The following is a 22,652-nucleotide window of genomic DNA, read 5'->3' as shown; positions in this document are numbered from 1 at the left end:
TTAATAATAATTAGCCCGACGGCCTTATTCCAATTTGTCGGATAGAAACGATTTTTTATATTTGCGCTTCTTAAAAATTTGAACATGCAGTATAGAGAAATAGTTGCAGTAACCGGTTTGGGTGGTTTGTTTCAATTGATTGCCAGCAAACAGGATGGCGCTATCGTAAGATCTCTGGAAGATAAGAGCACTAAATTTGTGAGCTCCCGTGTCCATAACTTTACTCCGCTGGAAAGTATTGAGGTTTTTACCACCGGCGATAACGTAAACCTGGCTGAGGTATTCAAGGCCATGCAGGAACAGGAAGCCCAGACAGCCCCGGTTGATACCAAGGCTGATAATAATGCTATCAAGTCTTACTTTAAAAGCGTGTTCCCTACTTTTGATGAAGAAAGGGTTTACGTCAGCGATATGAAGAAGATGGTAAAATGGTATGCCATCCTCAAAAGCAATGATCTGCTGAAGTTTGAAGAAGCCACTGAAGAAGGTCAGGAAGGAGCTGCGCTGGCCGCAGAAGCTACCCCTGCTCCTGAAGCAGAAGAAGCAGAAAAACCAGCCAAGAAAGCTGCTAAACCTAAGAAAGCCGCCGCTAAGGATGCTGCTGAAGAGGTAGCCACTGAAGAGGCGCCTGCTGAAAAAGCACCTAAAAAAGCGAAAGCTAAAAAAGAAGAAGCACCTGCCGCTGAAGGAGAAGAAGCTCCTAAGAAAAAGGCTGCTCCTAAAAAGAAGAAAGCAGAAGAATAGTCTCTATTCTTACCTTATAGTACCAGGCGTTGGGTGTAGAACACCCAACGCCTTTTTTTATGCCCATATGCCTGCATAGCCCCTTCTTCCCCCACTCGAATCTCAGTTATTGCATATTAGATGCATGTACATTTAATTTATAACCAGATAATTACATAACTAGGATTTTAAACAATCCTTGTAAGGGCGCTATCCTGCTGCATTTCCGGAGATAACCCATATATAACCCATATATAAGCCATATATGACCCATATATAATCCATATCTAAGAAGTATGGGTTATATATGGGTTATATATGGGTAGATGATGGTTCATCTATGGATTGGAAGAAGGAATCTACCGGGATTAATAGGAATCTTCACCCTTATCGATACAAATGAGATGCTCATTTTTGAGGAATATTGGCCTTGAGCGCTCAGGACTTTGGCGCATAATTTCTTATTTTAGTAGAATGAAGACTTTAGACGCAAATATTGAGAAACAGCCACGTACGCTATTGCCGGAGAATTTTACGGTAACGACGTGGGAGGCATTGCAGCCCTATTTTGAAGAGCTGCAGCGAAGGCCATTAGAAAGCGTAGCTGCCCTGGAACAATGGCTGAAAGATATCAGTGAACTGGAGGCTGTGATCAGTGAAGATGCCTGCTGGCGACAGATACGCATGACCTGCGATACGACAGATAAATCACTGGAAGAGGCATTTGCCTACTTCTGCATGGAGATCCAGCCTAAGCTGCAACCCTATGCTGATGCACTGAATAAAAAATTGCTGGCCAGTGAATGGGTGAAAGACCTGGACCAGGAGCTATATGCTACTTACCTGCGTAGCGTAAAAAAACAGGTAAAACTGTTCCGGGAGGAAAACGTGCCGATATTGGCGGAACTGAGTGTACAGTCGCAGCAGTATGGCGCTATTGCCGGTAAAATGACCATTACGGTAAATGATCAGGAGTATACCCTGCAGCAGGCGGCCCGCTTCCTGGAGAGCAGTGACCGCGCCCTGAGAGAGGAAGTGTTTGCCAAGATGGCTAAACGCCGTATGGAAGATAAAGATACCCTCGACCAGCTCTACACTACCCTGGTGCAGAAAAGAGCCCAGGTAGCAAAGAATGCCGGGTTTGAGAACTACCGGGACTACAAGTTTGAAGACCTGGGCCGTTTTGATTATACCAAAGAGGATTGTTTCCAGTTTCATGCCGCCATCAGGGAGCATATTCTGCCCCTGGTAAAAAGCCTGCAGGAAAAGCAACGCAAAAAACTGGGCCTGGATGTGTTGAAGCCCTGGGACTCAGAAGCGGAACCAGCCGGCATCAAACCATTGGAACCTTTCAAGACCGGTGAGGAACTGGTCAATAAAGCCATTGAATGCTTTGATGAACTGGGACCATTCTTCGGCAACTGTCTGCGGGTGATGCAGAAAATGGGACGCCTCGACCTGGAAAGCCGTAAAGGAAAAGCTCCCGGAGGGTATAACTGTCCGCTGGCGGAAACAGGAGTGCCTTTCATCTTTATGAATGCAGCGGGTCAGATGAAAGACCTGACCACTATGGTGCACGAAGGCGGTCATGCGGTACATTCCTTCCTCAGCCATGATCTGTCACTCAGTGCCTTTAAGGAATACCCGATGGAGATCGCAGAAGTGGCCAGCATGAGTATGGAACTGTTCACCATGGACTCCTGGAATATCTTTTTCAGCGATGAAGAAGAGTTGCGCAGGGCGAAACTGCAGCAGCTGGAACGCGCCATCGTGATCTTCCCATGGATTGCTACCATCGATAAATTCCAGCATTGGGTATATGAGCACCCGGATCATACGGTAGAAGAACGTACTGCCAACTGGAACAGGATCCAGGATGAGTTCTCCACAGGCATCGTTGACTGGAGTGGCTGGGAATCATACAGAGCCATCGGCTGGCAGCGGCAGCTGCACCTGTTTGAAGTGCCTTTCTATTACATAGAATACGGTATTGCACAGTTGGGGGCTATCGCTATGTGGAAACAGTACAAGGAGAATAAGCAGCAGGCGCTGGACAACTATGTCAATGCATTGAGTCTGGGAAGTACCCGCACCCTGCCGGAGCTGTATAAAGCAGCAGGTATCAGGTTTGACTTCTCTCCCGCTTATGTGAAAGAGCTGGCGGAGTTTGTGCAGAAGGAGATCGACAAAATCAGCTGATTTAAATAGCAGAGGATATAAATGGAAAAATGCAGCGAAGACCTCGCTGCATTTTCCATTTATATCCCTGGTAGATAATTATCTGCATTGATTACATACTCCGCTTACCACCACGTCCACATTGTGCATGGCATAGCCTTTCGGCAAATGGATCTCAGGCACATCTGTGTCTTCAAGACAGGTGGTAGCACCACATTCTTCACATTTGAAGTGAACATGATGATCGTGGTGATCATGTTCGGAACAGTCTGATTTACAGAGTGCATAGCGGATGGAAGTATCGGTGGTAGGGATGCTGTGGATGATCCCTTTGTCGAGAAACGTTTGCAGGGTGCGGTAAACTGTTACACGGTCGAAGCTCTGACCGGCCAGTTTCTCAAAGCTACTATGTTCAAGTGCACCATTGGTGTTCATGAACAGCTCCAATATCTTCACACGGGTATCTGTTATGCTGAGCTTACTGGCCCGGAGCAATTCAGTGATACTTGCTTTGTTCTTGTTGCTCATGATAAAATAAAATAAGTTTATTTTTCTTCCTTTAACAACCTGGCGATGTCCCCGATCATTTTGTCCACATCAGGTTTTTTGGTCCCTTCATACAGTCCTCTTATACGGCCTTCTCCATCTACAAGAGCAAACCACTGGGTGTGTACAAAATCTTCATCCCCTTTACTGGTGCCGTCGTCTACCATGTAGCCGGCCCTTGCTAATTTATACAATTCCTTTTTGGAGCCTGTCAGGAACCACCAGTTTTTAGGGTCAGCGCCATGCTCTTCAGCATATTGCTTCAGTACCGGAACGCTGTCTGTTTCGGGATCCACGGTGTGGGATAGTATACGGAAGCGGGGCTCGTCTTTATAAGCGGCGTATACTTTTGTCATGTTGGCATTCATTTTCGGACAAATGCCGGTACAGGTAGTGAAAAAGTATTCAGCAACGTATATTTTCCCTTCTACGTCTTTGCTGGTAATGGTCTTTCCTTCCTGGTTAGTAAAGGAGAATCCGCCGACGATATGACCATTGGTCCCTAATACGGGCAATTTTTCTTCTCCGAAGAAGCTGCCTTTCTCGTCTTTGAGCACGTATCCTGAATAACCCAGAAAAGCAATAGAGAGGAGGACGAAGAATATAATATAGAACACATTCTTTTTAGACATAATGCCAGTCGTTTTACGCTACAAAGGTAGCACACAATTAGGTAAATACACTTATGCAGCTTTGTTGCAAAAGCGCTATTTTTACTCTAAGGGCACCCCTTTATTTGGAAGAATCTCCTACTGACAAGGCTTTACGCATACATAGATGAAAGTAAACAATGTGCTGTGTTGTACAGGTGCGGCACTTGTTTTTATAATTTGAGGCCGATCTTAACGCCCAGGTGCAGGCTGGGAAGTACGCTGATGAGTCTTCCGTCGTTGGCGCCCGCCACTCCGTTATTATTATGGAAGTTATTGTAGTCGTATACTTTCATCCGGACACCTACGCCGACATAAGGATCCAGGATGAATCTATCTTTCCTGATCTGGCGGCCCAGTAAGAATTGCAGGGCGTAAACGTCTTTATCGCCTGTATTCTCGTAGGTGCCATTATTAATAGTCACTTTGTCGCTGGGGTAGAATACCTTTTTATATAATAGCACCGGTTGGAAATAAGTGCCCTGCGCGCGAAACAGATCTTCCCTTTTCGAAACAAGGTACCAGCGTAAACTGGCGCTGAAACCCAGGCCTCTGCCGTCTACAAACTGTTCGGTACTGATATCAGGTTTTTTCTGGCCGATATCTATTTTTTTTGAGATGATATAATCGGGATAGTCGGTATAGATACCACTTATTCCCAGTTCGACACTTATCTTCTCTGTCAGTTCCTGTTCTATGGTGACTTCCAGTTCATTGATCAGCCGGGAGGGGTTTACCTTAATATAGGTAGACCGGCGAAAGGGAGTTTTGTCCTGTGCGGAGACAGTGATGATACTAAAGCATAACAGGCAAATAACAAGCAGTGGTCTTTTCATATAGTTGTCTGCATTTGACGACAGCAGTCAGTCGGGAGTTGTAGGTTCATAAGGGGAAGCCTACAGCTGAGCTGAAAGCCAGTGATTAAGAGGTCAATAATCGTTCCACAATTACCGGGTACCACTGGTGTTCAAGCAGGTGAATTTTGGCTGCCAGCGTTTCAGGGGTATCTTCCGGGGTGATGGTACAACGTTCCTGCAGGATGGTTGCGCCATCATCATATTTTTCGTTAACGAAGTGAATGGTAATGCCGCTTTCAGCCTCTTTCGCCAGGATCACTGCTTCATGTACAAACTGGCCATACATGCCTTTACCGCCATATTTGGGTAGCAGGGCAGGGTGTATATTAATAATACGGTCCGGAAATGCCTGGACGAGGTTAGCAGGTACTTTCCAAAGGAAACCGGCCAGGACGATCAGGTCTGTATCTGCCTGTTGTAACACCTTTATATAATGGTCTGTACGGAAAAACAGTTCTTTCTCTATCAGTATGGAAGAGATGCCTTCTTTTTCGGCTATCTTCAGCACGCCTGCCTCCGGCTTGTTGCAAAGTATCATAGATACCTTTGCGATGGTCGAATGACGAAAATGATCAATAATTTTTTGTGCGTTACTACCTGCTCCCGAGGCGAAGATGGCTATATTTTTCAAAATATGTGTTGTTAAGGACGGCGCAAAAGTAACTAATTGGTCTTATTTATGAGCGTATTTGAACTTTCCCGGCGCCAGAGGGTTATTATGGAAAACCTGTAAAGCCAGAAGGGAGTTAAAAAAGCAACAGCTAAATCAAAAATAATACCATTCAAAAGGACACGCCATATTATATATATGAGAAACGATGGAACCGGAAACGGGTTGTCTTAATTCATGACATTTATCATGTTTTTTTTCATGCAAAACGCGTTGACCATTACATGTTTTATCGTGTTATATATAGGGAAAAGGAATGAGTGATGCAAGTAAGATTTTTTTATAATTGTTGATAAATTGTCAACATTGTGTCTTATTTTTGTGAGCACTTTTAAAGAAACTTAAGGTCAAATCTAAACTAAATAGGCTGTGTATCGTCGTGTTTCCATTCTTATGCGCAAGCATTTTGTGAGTGTTCTTGTCCTATGCGTTGCAATGATTGCATCCATGTCCGTACAGGCTGCAGATCCAGGCAAGGGTAAGGCATTGTTTCAGCAGAATTGCGCCAGCTGCCATAATGTTCACAAGCAAGTTACTGGTCCCGCACTGAAGGGTGTGGAAGAACGTTGGTCTGATAAGAAATTATTGCACCAATGGATTCATAACTCAGGTTCTGTGATCGCATCTGGTGATCCTTATGCTGTTGACCTGTTCAACCGTTTCAACAAGCAGGCGATGCCTGGTTTCCCTTCTTTCAGCGACGGAGATATCGACGATATCCTGGCTTACATCGCAGATGAAAGCACTAAAGGAGGAACTACTGCCAGCACTCCTACAACAGGAGGTCCTACCACAGGCGGTGGAGAAGAAAGTGGTAACAACAGCCTGCTGTTCGGTATCATTACGCTGATCCTCGCGGTTGTAGCACTGATCCTGATGCAGATCAACAGTAATCTGAACAAACTGGCTGCTGATAAAGACGGTGTTGCTACTCCTGAACCGATTCCATTCTACAAGAACAAAGCGTACATCGCCCTGGTGATCCTGCTGCTGTTCATTGTAGGTGGTTACTACACTATCAATGGTGCCATCGGTCTGGGACGTCAGAAAGACTACATGCCGGAACAACCGATCTTCTACTCTCACAAAGTACACGCCGGTATAAACCAGATCAACTGTCTGTATTGTCACGCGGGTGCTGAGAAGAGCAAGCACGCCATGATCCCTTCTGAAAATATCTGTATGAACTGTCACAAAACCATTAGCGAATATAGTGGTAAGTATGAGCTGTACACTGCAGAGGGCAAGAAGGTAAATGGTACTGCCGAGATCCAGAAATTATACGACCACGTTGGATGGGATAAAACTTCCCAGAAATATACCAAACCTGGTAAACCAATCGAGTGGACAAAGATCCACAACCTGCCTGACCACGTTTACTTCAATCACTCTCAACACGTTGTAGCTGGTAAACAGCAATGTCAGACCTGTCACGGTGCTATCACTGAAATGGATGAGGTTCATCAGTTCGCGGAGCTGTCAATGGGTTGGTGTGTAAACTGTCACCGTACAACCAAAGTACAGTTCGCAGATAATAAATACTACAGCATTTTTGAAGAGTTCCACAAGCAGGTGAAAGAAGGTAAGATCGACAGTGTAACCGTTGAGATGGTAGGTGGTACTGAATGTCAGAAATGTCACTATTAATAACTAATTGAAGTAAATCGGGTGAAGGAAGCTGGGGAATGTTAGCGAAGGTCAAATCGTTATGCCATAATGCCATACTTCAACGTCAGACTTCATAGGTGTCTAAAAAAATAATCCGTAACTCGTTAGTATAAATAACATGGAGCAAAAAAAGTATTGGAAAGGCTTGGAGGAGTTGCACAATACCAAGGAACATCAGGAGACTGTGAATAACGAATTCAGAGAGGATTTGCCTTTTGAGGAGAGTGAAAGCCTGTTGAATGCTACTACCCCCCGCAGGGACTTCCTGAAATACCTGGGGTTCACTACTGCAGCTGCTACAATTGCGGCTAGTTGTGAAACGCCTGTTAAGAAAGCAATACCTTATGTAAATAAGCCGGAGGAAATCACTCCCGGTGTACCTAACTATTACGCTTCTACTTACGCAGTAGACGGAGAAGTTCTGCCTGTTGTGGTTAAAACACGTGAAGGCCGTCCTATCAAAGTTGATGGTAACGACCTGTCATCTGTAACCGGCAGCGCTTCCTCTGCAAGAGTACAAGGTTCTGTATTGAGCCTGTACGATTCAGCACGTCTGCGTTTCCCTACTATCAATGGTGCGGAAACAACCTGGGCAGAGCTGGACAAACAGGTAGCTGCAGCACTCGCAGGCCTGGGCAGCGCTCCTATCGTGTTACTGACTTCTACAATTGTAAGTCCTTCTACCAAAAAAGTAATTGCTGGTTTCCAGGCGAAATATCCTGGCTTCCGTCATGTAACATATGATGCAGTGTCCTACGCAGGTATGCTGCTCGCTAATGAAGCTTCTTACGGAAAAAGAGCACTGCCTGTTTACCACTTCGAAAATGCAAAGACCATTGTAAGTCTTGGTGCAGATTTCCTGGGTACATGGCTGAATCCCGTAGAATATTCAAAACAGTATGGTACTAACCGTAAGATCGATGCAAAGAAGCCGGAGATGAGCAAACATTTCCACTTCGAGAGCATGGTGAGCGTAACTGGTGCCAATGCTGATGAAAGATATACACACAAGCCATCTGAGACCGGTGCTGTAGCACTGGCCCTGCTGAATGCTGTAGGCGGTGCAGTAAGCAAACCGGCTATCGCTGACGCACGTCTGTCAGAAGGTATCGAAAAAGCGGCGAAAGCGCTGAGAGACAGCCAGGGTAAAGCACTGGTTGTAAGCGGTTCCAACGACGTAAACGTACAGATCATCGTAAATGCCATCAACAACCAGATCGGTGCAAATGGTAATACAATCGACTGGGCTTCCACTGTTAGCTACCGTCAGGGTATCGACAGCGACATGGCACAGCTGGTGAGCGATCTGAACGCAGGCAGCGTAGGTGCTTTATTCGTGTACGGTGTGAACCCTGCTTATGACTACTATGACGCTGCGAAATTCATTTCCGGTGTTAAGCAGGCGAAACTGACCGTTACTTTCAACGATCGTAAAGACGAAACTTCTGAACTGTTCAAATATGCGGCGCCTGCTCATCATTACCTGGAAAGCTGGGGAGATGTTGAAGGTCGTACCGGATATTTCAGCTTTATACAACCAACCATCGCACCACTGTTCAAAACACGTGCGTTTGAATCTACCCTGCTGGCATGGAGCGGAAACGCTACTTCCTGGGAAGATTTCCTGAAGAATGAGTGGATCGCTAAACTGGGTAGCCAGGAAGCGTGGGACAAAACACTACAGGATGGTATCATCGAACCTGCACAGGCTCCTGCTTTAGGCGGCGCCAGCTTCGCAGGCGATGTGGCAGCAGCTGCTGCAAAGATCAACAGTGCCAAGAAAGGCGGTAAGTTTGAACTGGTACTGTATGAAAAAGTAGCTATCGGTAACGGTAAAGAAGCCAACAACCCTTGGCTGCAGGAAATGCCGGATCCAATCACCCGTGCTACATGGGATAACTACGCGGTTATTTCCAACACCCTCGCTAAAACGTTCCACACTCAGCTGGGTGATGACTACGAAATCAACAATGACAGGACTGTACTGAAGATCAAAGCTAACGGTAAAGAAATTTCTCTGCCGCTGCTGATTCTGCCTGGTATCCATCCTGAAGTAGTAGCGATCGCTGTAGGTTACGGACGTAACAACAACGCCGGTAAAGCTGCATCAGGTGTAGGTAAAAATGCCTATCCTTTTGTAACCTATAACGGTCAGACTTTTGATTATTTCGCTCCTGAAGCAACTGTAGAGAAAACTTCAGAAGTGGCTCAGATAGGTGTTACTCAAACACACAACAGCTACGAAGGTCGTCCTATTATCAAGGAAACTACCCTGGAAGAGTTCATCAAGAACCCTAAAGAGGTGAACGAAGACCGTAAAGAGCTGGAAAAATATGGTGCAGACTTCCGTACTGATGGTACGCTGTATCCGGATGTTCACCACTATCAGGGTATCAAGTGGGGAATGTCTATCGACCTGAATACCTGTTTCGGTTGTGGTGCATGTACTATTGCATGTCAGGCTGAAAACAACGTATCAGTAGTTGGTAAAGAGCAGGTGATCAAGGCGCACGAAATGCACTGGCTGCGTATTGACCGTTACTTCAGTGGTGACGAGAACAATCCGGAAGTAGTGTTCCAGCCGATGTTGTGTCAGCACTGTGATAACGCTCCTTGTGAGAACGTTTGTCCGGTAGCAGCTACCAACCACAGCTCTGAAGGTATCAACCAGATGGCTTACAACCGTTGTATCGGTACCCGTTATTGCGCAAACAACTGTCCATATAAAGTTCGTCGCTTCAACTGGAGAGACTGGAATGGTGCGGACAGCTTCGAAAATAACCTGTATGATGTAGCAGGTATGAACGACAGCCTGACACGTATGGTGTTGAACCCTGATGTAGTGGTTCGTAGCCGTGGTGTAATGGAAAAATGTTCTTTCTGCGTACAGCGTTTACAGGATGCTAAACTGACCGCTAAGAAAGCTGGCCGTCCGATGAAAGATGGAGAAGCTAAAACTGCTTGTCAGGTAGCATGTGCTGCTGATGCTATCGTATTTGGTAACATCAACGACAAAGAAAGCCGTATTGCAAAACTGCGTGCAGAAGAGCAGACAGACAGGCTGTACTATGTGCTGGAAGAAACCCACACACTGCCTTCCGTGAACTACCTGGCTAAGATCAGAAACAAAGCTGCTGAGCCTAAAGCAAAAGCAGGTCACGGTGAAGAAGCTCATCATGAAGCAGCAGCAAAACATGAAGCGTAAGCGAGGTTGAGCTGATTAGAAAGAAAGATTAACAGAGAGATAAAGTTTTAAGTTTAGAACAATAAAAGCTCCTTATTCTGCATCCAGGTGCAGGTGTAGGGGTAAAAGCTTAAAGAATTATGCATTTAAAGTACGAATCCACACTAAGAGAACCATTAGTTGATGGGGTGAAAGATTACCACCAGGTAACAGAAGATATCATCAGCCCGATTGAAGCCAAGCCTGGTAAATTGTGGTACGTGGGCTTTTTCATTTCCTTGCTGTTGCTGGGATTCGGTATTTTCTCCGTCACCTGGGAAGTTTATTATGGTACAGGTGTGTGGAACCTGAATAAGACCATCGGTTGGGGTTGGGATATTACCAACTTCGTATGGTGGGTAGGTATCGGTCACGCCGGTACACTGATCTCTGCGATCCTCCTGCTGTTCCGTCAGGGATGGCGTACAGGGGTGAACCGTGCGGCAGAAGCGATGACCATCTTCGCGGTAATGTGCGCCGGTCAGTTCCCGATCTTCCACATGGGTCGTGTATGGATGGCCTTCTTCGTATTGCCTTATCCTAACACCCGTGGACCGCTGTGGGTGAACTTCAACTCCCCGCTGTTGTGGGACGTGTTTGCGATCTCTACTTATTTTACAGTGTCTCTCCTGTTCTGGTATTCCGGTCTGATCCCTGACTTCGCAACAGTGCGTGACAGGGCTAAAACCAAATTACGTAAGTTATTATATGGTATCGCTTCTTTCGGCTGGACTGGTTCTACCAAACACTGGCAACGTCATGAAGCACTGTCGCTGGTACTGGCAGGTTTATCAACACCACTGGTACTCTCCGTACACACCATCGTATCTTTTGACTTCGCTACCTCTGTAATTCCTGGTTGGCATACTACCATCTTCCCTCCTTACTTCGTGGCGGGTGCGATCTTCTCCGGATTCGCAATGGTACAGACCCTGCTGATCATCGTACGTAAAGTATTAAAACTGGAAGAATACATTACCCTGGGTCACATGGAAGCCATGAACAAGGTAATTGTACTGACAGGTTCCGTTGTGGGTTGTGCTTATCTGACTGAGTTGTTCATGGCATGGTATGCAGGTGTTCCTTACGAATTCGCTACCTTCTATAAATACCGTGCAGCTGGTCCGTTGGGTTGGTCTTACTGGATCATGATGACCTGTAACGTGATCACTCCGCAGGTGTTCTGGTTCAGCAAAATGAGAAGGAACGTAGCCGTAACATTCGTAATGTCTATCATTGTGAACATCGGTATGTGGTTCGAGCGTTTCGTGATCATCTGTACTTCACTGTACCGCGATTACCTGCCATCCAGCTGGGCATACTATCGTCCATCCTGGCCAGAAGTTGGTTTCTACATGGGTACTTTCGGATTGTTCTTTACCTGCTTCTTCCTGTTCGCTAAATACTTCCCGGTTATTGCGGTAGCTGAGATCAAGAGTATCCTGAAGACATCTGGTGAAAGCTACAAGAAAGGCATGGAGCAATATGAAGAGCAGTCTGCTGAAGTATTTGAAGCAGGCTTACATCACCACGATGATCATCATCATGATACACACGGTGCTGTAGCTCATGCACACAACTAATCTTATCAAAGGGCAATGCTCCGAGGAGTAAAGAGATCTGGATTTCGAATTATTAGACTAAGAATTTTTTAAACATATGGCGGTTAAAAATTTTGTTGTAGCAAGTTTCAGTGATGAGGCGGTACTGTTTCCGGCAGTGAAAAAAGTAAGAACTGCAGGTTACAAGATTCACGATGTGTACACTCCTTTCCCGATACATGGTCTCGATCACGCATTGGGTCTGCGGGAAACCAGCCTGCACACTGCCGGTTTTATATATGGTATCACCGGTACTACTACGGCATTATCCTGCATGAGCTGGGTATTTAACTCTGACTGGCCTATGAACATAGGTGGTAAGCCACACTTCCCGCTGCCGGCGTTCATTCCTATCACTTTCGAGTTGACGGTATTATTCTCTGCAGTAGGTATGGTGCTCACATTCTGCTACCTGTGTCAGCTGGCTCCTTTTGTAAAGAAACATATCTTCCATCCCCGTCAGACAGATGATCTGTTTGTAATGGCGATCGAAGTAACTGCAAAGACCAATACAGAAGAGCTGAAAAGCTTCCTCGCAAGTATTGGTGGACAGCAGATCAACGAGCAACGTGCGGAAGCGGGCTGGTGGTATGGTCGTTTTGACCAGGATGACCGCCTGTTTGAAGCCAAACGCGTAGAGGCTGTAAATGCATAAACTCAGAAATTAAAACCTTCCGGTGAAAGACTTTCGCGGAGGGAGCACACAGAACACAAGCTTGAATTATAATATACAGATGAAAAGGACTTCCAACATATTGATCGCGGCTGCTTTGGTAAGTGGAGCTTTGTTATCGGCATGCGGAAAGGACAACAGAAAACCTGGCAAACATTATATGCCAGATATGTTCGAATCCCGTGCTTACGAGTTCTATAATGAGCGTCTTTCTACAATGAAGCCAGTAGAAGGAACAGTAAAAAGAGGAGAGCTGCTGCCTTACCATCTGAAAGCGGCAGATACCGCACTGGCTAATGCTGTAAAAAATCCACTGATTCTCACCAAAGCGGATCTGGAGGAAGGAAAACGTTTATTTAATATTTACTGTGCTATCTGCCATGGTTCAAAGCTGGACGGTAATGGTCCGCTGTATAACGATGGTAATGGTCCATACGTAGCTAAGCCGGCTAACCTGGCGAGTGGTGATAAGACCCACTATACAGAAGGACGTCTGTTCCACGTAATGACCTATGGTTTCAATGCTATGGGTAGCTACGCCAGCCAGCTGGATAAAGAACAGCGCTGGAAAATAGCTGCGTATATCCGTAGTTTCAGGAACAACGGAGCAGAAGCTTCAGCCGTTCTGGCTAGTGATTCGACCAAGGCAGCTCCTGCACCAGCAGCGGCGCCGGCGGCCACAGATTCATCAGCGACTAAATAAGATAAACTAGCATTCAATCAAGTATTTTAATATACAGTAATGAAGGACCAATTTGTAGTACCGGCAAGATTAAAAACGACCAGCTTCGTGTTAATGGGTATTGGCTTGCTGACTTTGTTGATCGGAATTTTTGCATTTCATGGTGAGCATGGCTCTACACGTTTCTGGGCTGGGCTTCTCCAGAACAGTTCATTCTTTGCGCTGATTATTTTGGCGAGTACCTTCTTTATTGGAGCTACTACCCTCGCGCATGGCGGTTGGCAGATTGGTTTCCGCCGCGTTCCGGAAGCTATCTCAATGGCACTGCCTGTATTGGGTGGTATTTTGTTCATTGTGGTGATGCTGATCGTATTCGGTGGAAAAGAACATATCTACCACTGGGTAAATGCGGAACATGTTAAACACGATCCAATATTAACCTGGAAATCAGCTTTCTTAAATAAAGGAACATTCACAGGTTTCATGATTGTCACAATCAGCCTCTGGATATTCTTTACCATAAAGTTGCGTAACATGTCCATCCAGGAAGATGGATGGGATCTCACAGCAGCAACCGGCCGTCGTATCATCTGGAGAAATACAGTATGGTGCGGTGCATTTATTGTGATCTATGCGCTGAGCGTTGCCTCTACCACTCCATGGCTCCTGCTGATGAGTATCGATGCGCACTGGTATTCTACCATGTATAGCTGGTATACCTTCGCAAGCACCTGGGTATCCGGTATTGCACTGATCATCTTATTCGTAGCTTACCTGAAACGTAACGGTTACCTGCCAATGGTGAATGAAGAGCACCTGCATGACCTGGGTAAGTTCGCTTTCGCGTTCAGCATTTTCTGGACATACCTCTGGTTCTCCCAGTACATGCTAATCTGGTATGCCAACATGCCTGAAGAAACTGTTTACTTCAAACCACGTGTATGGGGTGAGTGGAGACCGATCTTCTTCCTGAACCTGATCATCAACTTCATCACACCGTTATTATATCTGATGAAACGTGATACCAAACGTAACTACTCCTCCATGGTATTCATCTCTATCGTGATCCTGGCTGGTCACTGGATGGATTTCTGGCAGATGGTAGGTCCTGGTACTTATGAACACCTGGTGTTCCCTTGGTACGAAGCAGGTCTTGCTGTAGGTTTCGTTGGTCTGATCATATTCCTGGTATCTAACCAGCTGACAAAAGCACCACTGGTACCAAAGAATCATCCTTATCTCAAAGAAAGTATTGTACACCACACCTGATCATCGGGCATGTAATTGAGATTCCGGTGTAAAAGCCGGATGTGACAGGTAATAACGAAAAGCATTAGATAACTTAATTATTTCAAATAGCAATGTCAGGATATTTAGCAGTCTTTGTTGTTGTGCTCATATTCGTAGTCATCTTCCAGATTGCGAAGGCCAGCGAGTATGTGTCCATATTGAAGGGAGAAAAGAAAACGCGTCAGCAAACTAACCGTGTAAATGGTTTCCTGTTGATTGTCTTCCTGGTACTGGGCCTGGTGGGTGTGTATTACTGTAACGACCTCCTGAAAGGTAAGATTATCTTGGAGGCTTCTTCTGAACAGGGTAGAGGAATTGATCAGATGATCATGACCACCCTGATCATTACAGGTATCGTATTTGTGATCACTCAGATCTTACTGTTCTGGTTCGCATTTAAATATCAGGAGAAAGAAGGACGTCAGGCGTTTTACTTCCCTCATAACAATAAGCTGGAGTTGATATGGACGGTTATTCCGGCCATCGCGCTCACTATCCTGGTAGCCTTCGGTTTAAGACACTGGTTCCGTATCACTTCTGATGCACCGAAAGATGCAATGGTGGTTGAGATCACCGGTAAGCAGTTCAACTGGTTGATCCGTTACCCTGGTAAAGATGGTCAGCTGGGTCGTAAGTTCTTTAAAAATATCAATGACGTTAACAATCCTGTAGGTCAGGATTGGGAAGATGAGCTGAATAAGGATGACTACATGGCTACAGAGATGCACCTGGTAGTTAACAAACCTGTAAAACTGATCATTGGTTCCCGCGACGTAATACATGATGTTGGTCTGTCCCACTTCCGTATGAAGATGGATGCCGTTCCTGGTATTCCAACTACACTGTGGTTCACTCCGGATGTTACCACTGCGCAGATGAAAGAAAAGACAGGCAATCCTGATTTCGTTTATGAGATCTCCTGTGATCAGATGTGTGGCGCCGGTCACTACTCCATGAAAGCGAATATCGTAGTGGAAACACAGGCTGAGTACGATGCATGGGCTGCGAAACAGGTAGCACAGTATGCAGTGGCTCATCCGGCTCCGGCAGCTCCAGCTGCTCCGACAGCAGCACCGGCCCCGGCTAAGGATTCTGCACAAAAAGTAGTGGCGGTTAACGAAGCTAAACACTAAATTTGTTTAGCCGAAGAGATAGAGATTAATAACAATAGACGCAGGTATTTTTAAAATTATAAGATAAACTGGTAGCGGTACTCCCCGATGACAGTTTTATATAAATAGAACCGATTATGAGTAACGAAGCAACATTGCACAGTCAGGAGGTCATTCATGGCGCACATGCGCACGATCACGGGCACGATGATCATGAACACCATCATGAGGGCGGCTTCATTTCGAAGTACGTTTTCAGTCTGGACCACAAAACCATTGCCAAGCAGTTTCTGATCACCGGTATCATCTGGGCTATCATAGGTGCTTTCTTCTCTGTACTGTTCCGTTTGCAACTGGGTTTCCCCGATGCTACTTTCCCCTGGCTGGAAAGCATTCTGGGTCACTGGGCTAAAGGTGGACGTATTACTCCTGAAGCTTACTATGCATTGGTAACCATGCATGGTACCATATTGGTATTCTTTGTATTAACAGCCGGTTTGAGCGGTACTTTCTCCAACCTGCTGATTCCATTGCAGGTGGGTGCCCGCGATATGGCTTCTCCCCTGATGAACTGTATGAGCTACTGGGCATTCTTCCTCGCCAGTGTGGTGATGATGACTTCACTGTTCGTGCAGACAGGTCCTGCTTCCGGTGGTTGGACGGCTTATCCTCCACTGAGTGCACTGGGAGACGCTTCAATCGGTTCTAAAATAGGTATGGACTTATGGCTGATCAGTATGGCACTGTTCGTTGTTTCACAGTTGCTGGGTGGTCTGAACTATATTTCCACTATCCTGAACATGCGTACTAAAGGTATGACCATGACGAAGATGCCACTGACTATCTGGAGCTTCTTCTTCACTGCCATCCTGGGTGTACTTTCCTTCCCTGTATTATTATCTGGTTTTATCCTGCTGCTGTTTGATCGTCACGCAGGTACCAGCTTCTACCTGAGCGATCTGTTCGTTGCCGGTAAAGCACTGTCTAACGAAGGCGGTAGCGCTATCCTGTATCAACACTTGTTCTGGTTCCTCGGTCACCCTGAGGTATATATCATTATCCTGCCAGCGATGGGTATGGTATCTGAGATCCTGGCGGTTAACTCCCGCAAGCCGATTTTCGGTTACCTCGCGATGGTGGGCTCTATGTTTGCGATCGTTATCCTGGCGTTCCTGGTATGGGCGCACCATATGTTCGTAACGGGTCTGAATCCGTTCCTGGGTGCCTTCTTCGTACTGTTGACATTGTTGATCGCGGTACCATCTGCCATCAAGGTGTTCAACTGGATCACAACCATCTGGAAAGGTAACCTGCGCTTTACACCTGGTATGCTGTTCGCTATCGGTTTTGTAAGCACATTTATCTCCGGTGGTCTGACAGGTATCTGGCTGGGTAACTCTTCTATCGATATTCACCTGCACGATACATACTTCGTAATTGCGCACTTCCACATTGTAATGGGTGTATCTGCGTTCTTCGGTACGTTTGCTGGTGTATACCACTGGTATCCAAAACTGTTTGGCCGTTATCTGAACAACACGATAGCGTATATCCACTTCTGGATCACCCTGATCGGTGCTTACCTGATCTTCTGGCCTATGCACTATGAAGGTATGGCAGGTATGCCAAGAAGGTACTATGACTACTCCAGCTGGGAATCTTTCAAACAGTTTACTGACCTGAACCACTTCATCAGCGTAGTAGTGATCGTAGTATTTGCAGCGCAGCTGATGTTTGTGTTCAACTTCTTCTATAGCATTTTCAAGGGTAGAAAAGTTACTTCTACAAACCCATGGAGCGCTACTACATTGGAATGGACTACACCAATCAATCCAGGTCACGGTAACTGGATCGGTGAAATTCCTGAAGTGTACCGCTGGCCATATGACTACAGCAAAAACGGTAAGGATTTCATACCACAGACTGTACCATTGTCACCAGACGAAGAGAAAGAAGGTCATTAATAAGTTGAATTTTTGGGCAAACTATGGGGTAAGACCTGTAGGAATGGGCTGAAGAAATGATAAGAGAAAACTCGATAAAATTGTCGACATCGTATGCAGTAGCCAGTAAGGTGAAGGATTATTCTCAGTTGATGAAGTTTAATCTCACTATCATGGTGGTGTTTTCAAGTGTGGTAGGATATCTGCTGGTGCCGGGAGTCGGGTTCAATCTGATAAAAGTTCTTACTTTATTTGCCGGTGGTTTACTGGTGTCTGGCTCGGCCAACACTATTAACCAGCTACTGGAAAAAGAAACGGATAAGCTAATGGCGCGTACAGCTGTACGCCCTTTACCTGCCGGCCGGATGTCTGATACAGAAGCGATCATATTAGCGATTGTAACAGGCTTGTCCGGACTGGTGATCCTGGCGCTGGGCTTCAACCTGCTGTGTGCGGGACTGAGCCTCCTGTCCCTGGTGTTGTACGGATTTGTATATACACCCTGGAAAAAATGGAACTCACTGGCGGTGCTGGTGGGAGCGGTGCCGGGTGCATTGCCCCTGCTCATCGGATGGGCGGGCGGTGCCAATGCGATAGGTGAAGGCGGATGGGCACTATTTGCTATCCAGTTTCTGTGGCAGTTCCCCCACTTCTGGGCTATCGCCTGGATAGGTTATAAGGACTACACCAAAGCTGGTTTCAAACTGTTACCAGCCGGCGGAGAACCCAACAAGCTGATCGCATTACAGGCAGTGCTTTATACCCTGCTGCTGATACCCGCTGGTTTATTGCCTTATTACCTGCATATCAGTGGCCCAATTTCTGCGATCGTGGTATTGCTGGTAACATTATTCTTTCTGTATCGTGCATTTAATCTGTACAGGAAATGTGATGTGCCTGCCGCCAGAAAGTTGATGTTTGGTTCATATATTTATCTGATGGTCATGGAGTTTGCACTACTCTTTGATAAGATCGGATAGTTCAATTTTGAAACAAGGAGTGATGGACGCAATGAGCTTACAACGAAATAAAATACATCCGCATAAATATTCCCTCTGGATAGCAATGGGTAGTATTACCATGATGTTCATCGGGTTTACAAGTGCGTATGTAGTAAAGCGTGCGCAGGCAAACTGGTTTACCTTCCAGCTGCCGTTTATTTTCTGGATCTCTACTGCAGTCATCCTGACCAGCAGTGCAACTATCCAGATGGCGGTAGAACAGTTCCGTAACAGGAACATGCAGCGGTACAAGCAGCTGATCACGCTGACCGCAATACTGGGAGTAGCTTTTGCCGCGTGTCAGTGGATTGGTTTCAAACAGATGACTGATATGGGGCTTCCGTTAAACGGGCCGGCATCCGTGTCCTTCATCTATGTAATAGTAAGTGTACACCTGTTGCACGTGCTGGGTGGTGTTGTAGCACTGCTGATCATGTTTGGCAGGGCCTTCCGTACGAGGGTACGTACGTATAGTGCCGTTCCGATAGAAGTAGCCGCCACGTATTGGCATTTTGTGGATGGGTTATGGATTTACCTGTTGATATTTCTGAGTATTGCCAGATAAACTTTCTAAAAATTAATTACAAAACAAACAATGGATACAGCAGTTACAGCGAAGAAAAAATGGTGGTCCGGGGGACATTCTCCTTTTAATGTGAGCTACGGAAAGTTGATGATGTGGTACTTCCTGATGTCAGATGCCTTTACTTTTGGAGCATTGCTGATATCATACGGTACGATCCGCTTCATGAGCACTTCCTGGCCTGATCCCAATGAGGTGTTCCACTCATTTCCGGGTATGGGACACACACATCTGCCACTGGTATTTGTGAGCTTGATGACCTTCATCCTGATTATGAGTTCTGTAACAATGGTGTTGGCTGTACACGCTGGTCACATGAGAGACCGTAAAGCTGTTGCAAAATGGCTGTCATGGACTATCCTGGGTGGTATCGCCTTCCTGTCCTGTCAGGCATGGGAATGGACGCACCTTCATGAAGCCGGTGCATGGTGGGGACGTAATCCTTTCCTGAACGTTGATGGAACAATTGCTTCTACTAACTTTACCAACTTCTTCTTTACTATCACTGGTTTCCACGGTTTACACGTAACTTCCGGTGTGGTGCTGAACATCGTGATCCTGGCTAACGTACTGAAAGGTACTTACGAAGAGAGAGGTCACTATGAAATGGTTGAGAAGGTTGGTTTATACTGGCACTTCGTAGATCTGGTTTGGGTATTCGTATTCACCTGTTTCTACCTGCTTTAATCGGAGACCGGTAAGTATTTGTAATCTGGAATTTTAAAAAGAAAAAACTAATGGAACATACACATACAGCAGTAGCGCACGAGGAGCACGGACATGATTCGTCTACCAAAACGATCTGGAAAACGTTCTGGATATTATTGGCGATCACCGTTTTCGAAGTAGGTCTGGCATTCCTTTACCTGGAATACGACTTCATGGCAAGATGGGCGCTGAATGGTATCTTCGTAACGCTGACAATGGTAAAAGCGTTCTTCATCGTTGCTGAGTTCATGCACTTACGTCATGAGATCAGAAATCTGATCATGACTATTCTGATGCCGCTGGCATTGTTTATATGGTTCATCATCGCCTTCCTGGCAGATGGTGATTCCTGGAAACATATGCGTAAAGACCTGGCACCAGGTACACACGTTGCTCCAGCAACGCATGTTACCAACGAGCCTGCACATCACTAATACAAACTTATATGTTACGCTTTACAGGTGCTGCTCTAATCATATGGCAGCATTTGTAAAGCGTAAATTTTATCTGACCATTAAAACTTCAGGCCATTACCAAGAGAGGACTTATAGGATTGATGCTGGCAATATTGGTGCCATTGGTGGGATACCTGATAGTAGACCATTACGGTAGAGATGTGGTACCTATCCCCCGTTACTACATACCCGAGAAGGTAGACACAATAGTAAAGAATGGTACTGCCACATATGATACCACTTTTCATGTGGTAAAAGACTTCAGCTTCACAAACCAGATGGGCCAGAAAGTAAGCCTGAAAGACTTACCCGGAAAGGTTATACTGGTGAACTTCTTCTTCACTTCCTGCCCTTCCATCTGCCCAAAGATGATGGCAAACATGGAAAAGATACAGCAGGCTTATATCAAGAATGACACTTTATTACAGATGGTTTCACTGACAGTAGATCCTGAAAGGGATTCTTCTGAACAGTTGCGTATGTATGGTGTGAAACACGGTATCAGCCCCGACAACTGGTGGCTGGGAACCTGCGCCAAGAAGGATATTTATGACTGGGCGAGGAACGAGGTTTATGTGAGTGTAACCCAGGGAGACGGCGGTCCGGACGATTTCATTCATACCGAGAAGCTGGTACTGCTGGATAAAGATCACCACATCCGCGGGTACTACGATGGATTGGATTCCAACGCCGTACGCAGGTGTGCGAATGATATTGCAGTGCTCCACCTGGAGAAAGACAAGCACAGGCCGGGTTTGCTGAAACGCCTTTTTTCAACAACAGACTAGTTAAAGCGAGGTACCACAACGCCTCTAATCACAGCTATGGACATCAAGAGTAAAAATCTTAACCTGCCGATCGCTATTGTATCAATAGCAATACCCGTGTTGGTGGCAATCTTATTCTACCTGCCACGTCCCAACATGGAAGCCGGCTTCAATGTACAGATACTTCCCCTGTTCCATGCGGTATTAAATTCAACGACGGCAGTGCTGCTGCTGGCCAGTTTATATTTTATACGTAGGGGACATATCAAAGCGCATAAAACAACCAACCTGATAGCGGTAGCGCTGTCAGCACTGTTTCTGATATCCTATGTTACTTATCACTTCTTTACGGAGAGTACCAAGTATGGTGATATCAACCACGACCATGTGGTAGACGCTGCTGAAAAGGCACTGGTAGGTGGAAGTGCTTATATTTATTATTTCATTCTGCTGACGCATATCTTGCTGGCAATCGTTATTGTACCCCTGGTACTGTTTACATTGCTGCGTGGGTTCCAGTCAGATTTCGTGAAGCATAAGAAGATAGCGCGTATCACCTGGCCAATCTGGTTCTATGTAGCAATAACCGGTGTGATCGTGTATGTGATGATATCTCCCTACTATTGATTGATGGTAACGGCCGGAATGAGAGGAATGCTTAAATTTACTGTATGAAAAAGATCATTGGGTTATTAGTGATTATATTATACTCTGGTGTGCAGGCAATGGCGCAATGCTCGCTTTGTACCAAAACAGCTCAGCAACTGGGAGAAGGTCCTGCAAAAGGATTAAATAATGGTATCCTGATGCTGGCAGCCACACCATTGATAATCATTGGTATCATGGTGTTCAGGCACTTCAGGAACAACCGTGAAGCATAAAGAATAATCACGTCAGGATATTAAAGAAAGAAGGAGGTCCGGTTTCATACCAGACCTCCTTTGATGTTCTTATTAGGATACAGTTTACGACTTGACTTATTTGTTACTGCAGCCTTCCATCTCATAAATATGGTAGCCCTGTTGCAGGATGTTTTGTTCCCAGATGGGGATCATTTCCTGTACATGACAAAACCGGCAGTCCCTGGAAGAAACAGATTGTTTTTCAATAGATTTCGACTTGAGATATGCATTGCCAAAGGTGAGCACATTCTCATAATTGGTATCGGCGGATACGATGATGTCGAAGTGCATATAACCGCCCTCACGACGCTTGACGTAGGTGTCAAAGATAGCAACCTCCATAGTAGTGTATTCAGTTTTAGGTCATAGAATATAGTGAATCATATAACGGATCAGGTAGGATACAAAAGTAGGAATGGT

At 45.7% G+C, this 22,652-nt stretch carries 22 protein-coding genes; 17 read left to right on the top strand and 5 right to left on the bottom strand.

The window, feature by feature from the left end; all coding sequences use genetic code 11:
* Positions 1-84 precede the first annotated feature (84 nt).
* Together CLV42_RS00420 and CLV42_RS00415 are read left to right on the top strand one after the other, a co-directional pair.
* A complete protein-coding gene (locus CLV42_RS00420; protein WP_106599932.1) occupies positions 85-744 on the top strand; it encodes a DUF5606 family protein in 660 nt (219 codons plus the stop codon).
* Positions 745-1,197: 453 nt separating this feature from the next.
* Positions 1,198-2,922 carry a M3 family oligoendopeptidase gene (locus CLV42_RS00415; protein WP_106599931.1) on the top strand — a complete coding sequence of 575 codons (1,725 nt, stop codon included), beginning with the start codon at positions 1,198-1,200 and terminating at the stop codon, positions 2,920-2,922.
* A 78-nt stretch (positions 2,923-3,000) separates the two neighbouring features.
* Here the strand turns inward: CLV42_RS00415 and CLV42_RS00410 are convergent, their stop codons facing one another.
* From CLV42_RS00410 to purN, 4 genes are all read right to left on the bottom strand, one after another.
* On the bottom strand, positions 3,001-3,429 hold the full coding sequence (locus tag CLV42_RS00410; RefSeq protein ID WP_106599930.1) for a Fur family transcriptional regulator: 429 nt from the start codon (positions 3,427-3,429) through the stop codon (positions 3,001-3,003).
* Positions 3,430-3,446: 17 nt separating this feature from the next.
* Positions 3,447-4,079, bottom strand: coding sequence for an SCO family protein (locus CLV42_RS00405; RefSeq protein ID WP_106599929.1), 633 nt, complete (start codon positions 4,077-4,079; stop codon positions 3,447-3,449).
* A gap of 191 nt (positions 4,080-4,270) precedes the next feature.
* On the bottom strand, positions 4,271-4,933 hold the full coding sequence (locus tag CLV42_RS00400; protein WP_106599928.1) for a hypothetical protein: 663 nt from the start codon (positions 4,931-4,933) through the stop codon (positions 4,271-4,273).
* Between the two features lie 85 nt (positions 4,934-5,018).
* Complete coding sequence (gene purN / locus CLV42_RS00395) at positions 5,019-5,585, bottom strand: phosphoribosylglycinamide formyltransferase (protein WP_106599927.1); 567 nt, start codon at positions 5,583-5,585, stop codon at positions 5,019-5,021.
* Between the two features lie 474 nt (positions 5,586-6,059).
* Between purN and CLV42_RS00390 the strand changes: the two genes are divergently transcribed.
* From CLV42_RS00390 to CLV42_RS00320, 15 genes are all read left to right on the top strand, one after another.
* Positions 6,060-7,271, top strand: coding sequence for a c-type cytochrome (locus CLV42_RS00390; RefSeq protein ID WP_106599926.1), 1,212 nt, complete (start codon positions 6,060-6,062; stop codon positions 7,269-7,271).
* 139 nt (positions 7,272-7,410) lie between these two features.
* Entirely contained in the window at positions 7,411-10,497 is a 3,087-nt protein-coding gene (locus CLV42_RS00385; RefSeq protein ID WP_106599925.1) for a TAT-variant-translocated molybdopterin oxidoreductase, read from the top strand.
* A 119-nt stretch (positions 10,498-10,616) separates the two neighbouring features.
* Positions 10,617-12,098 carry an NrfD/PsrC family molybdoenzyme membrane anchor subunit gene (nrfD, locus tag CLV42_RS00380; protein WP_106599924.1) on the top strand — a complete coding sequence of 494 codons (1,482 nt, stop codon included), beginning with the start codon at positions 10,617-10,619 and terminating at the stop codon, positions 12,096-12,098.
* Between the two features lie 76 nt (positions 12,099-12,174).
* Positions 12,175-12,771 (top strand): DUF3341 domain-containing protein, encoded by a 597-nt coding sequence (locus CLV42_RS00375; protein ID WP_106599923.1) that lies wholly within the window; start codon positions 12,175-12,177, stop codon positions 12,769-12,771.
* A gap of 79 nt (positions 12,772-12,850) precedes the next feature.
* Entirely contained in the window at positions 12,851-13,492 is a 642-nt protein-coding gene (locus tag CLV42_RS00370; RefSeq protein ID WP_106600687.1) for a c-type cytochrome, read from the top strand.
* A gap of 39 nt (positions 13,493-13,531) precedes the next feature.
* Entirely contained in the window at positions 13,532-14,740 is a 1,209-nt protein-coding gene (locus tag CLV42_RS00365; RefSeq protein WP_106599922.1) for a quinol:cytochrome C oxidoreductase, read from the top strand.
* Between the two features lie 92 nt (positions 14,741-14,832).
* A complete protein-coding gene (locus CLV42_RS00360) occupies positions 14,833-15,894 on the top strand; it encodes a cytochrome c oxidase subunit II (protein ID WP_106599921.1) in 1,062 nt (353 codons plus the stop codon).
* Positions 15,895-16,010: 116 nt separating this feature from the next.
* Positions 16,011-17,837 (top strand): cytochrome c oxidase subunit I, encoded by a 1,827-nt coding sequence (locus tag CLV42_RS00355; RefSeq protein ID WP_106599920.1) that lies wholly within the window; start codon positions 16,011-16,013, stop codon positions 17,835-17,837.
* Positions 17,838-17,917: 80 nt separating this feature from the next.
* Positions 17,918-18,796: a heme o synthase gene (cyoE, locus tag CLV42_RS00350; protein ID WP_245901387.1), complete on the top strand. Its 879-nt coding sequence runs from the start codon at positions 17,918-17,920 to the stop codon at positions 18,794-18,796.
* Between the two features lie 31 nt (positions 18,797-18,827).
* Positions 18,828-19,382, top strand: coding sequence for a cytochrome c oxidase subunit 3 (locus CLV42_RS00345; RefSeq protein WP_245901385.1), 555 nt, complete (start codon positions 18,828-18,830; stop codon positions 19,380-19,382).
* A gap of 30 nt (positions 19,383-19,412) precedes the next feature.
* Positions 19,413-20,087, top strand: a complete 675-nt coding sequence (locus CLV42_RS00340) for a cytochrome c oxidase subunit 3 (RefSeq protein WP_106599917.1) — start codon at positions 19,413-19,415, stop codon at positions 20,085-20,087.
* A gap of 50 nt (positions 20,088-20,137) precedes the next feature.
* A complete protein-coding gene (locus CLV42_RS00335) occupies positions 20,138-20,542 on the top strand; it encodes a cytochrome C oxidase subunit IV family protein (protein WP_106599916.1) in 405 nt (134 codons plus the stop codon).
* Between the two features lie 122 nt (positions 20,543-20,664).
* Complete coding sequence (locus CLV42_RS00330) at positions 20,665-21,351, top strand: SCO family protein (RefSeq protein WP_146154285.1); 687 nt, start codon at positions 20,665-20,667, stop codon at positions 21,349-21,351.
* 36 nt (positions 21,352-21,387) lie between these two features.
* Positions 21,388-21,957, top strand: coding sequence for a DUF420 domain-containing protein (locus CLV42_RS00325; RefSeq protein ID WP_106599914.1), 570 nt, complete (start codon positions 21,388-21,390; stop codon positions 21,955-21,957).
* 44 nt (positions 21,958-22,001) lie between these two features.
* A complete protein-coding gene (locus CLV42_RS00320) occupies positions 22,002-22,211 on the top strand; it encodes a hypothetical protein (protein WP_106599913.1) in 210 nt (69 codons plus the stop codon).
* Positions 22,212-22,307: 96 nt separating this feature from the next.
* On the opposite strand, the gene CLV42_RS00315 is transcribed toward CLV42_RS00320, so the two are convergent.
* The gene (locus CLV42_RS00315; protein WP_106599912.1) at positions 22,308-22,574 is read right to left on the bottom strand and encodes a DUF2024 family protein; all 267 of its coding nucleotides are present in this window, start codon (positions 22,572-22,574) and stop codon (positions 22,308-22,310) included.
* Positions 22,575-22,652: the final 78 nt, after the last annotated feature.

It is taken from the genome of Chitinophaga ginsengisoli (genome assembly GCF_003014595.1).
GTDB lineage: Bacteria > Bacteroidota > Bacteroidia > Chitinophagales > Chitinophagaceae > Chitinophaga > Chitinophaga ginsengisoli.
The sequence above is the reverse complement of the archived record's forward strand: the minus strand, read 5'-3'. Positions and strand labels throughout refer to the sequence as shown.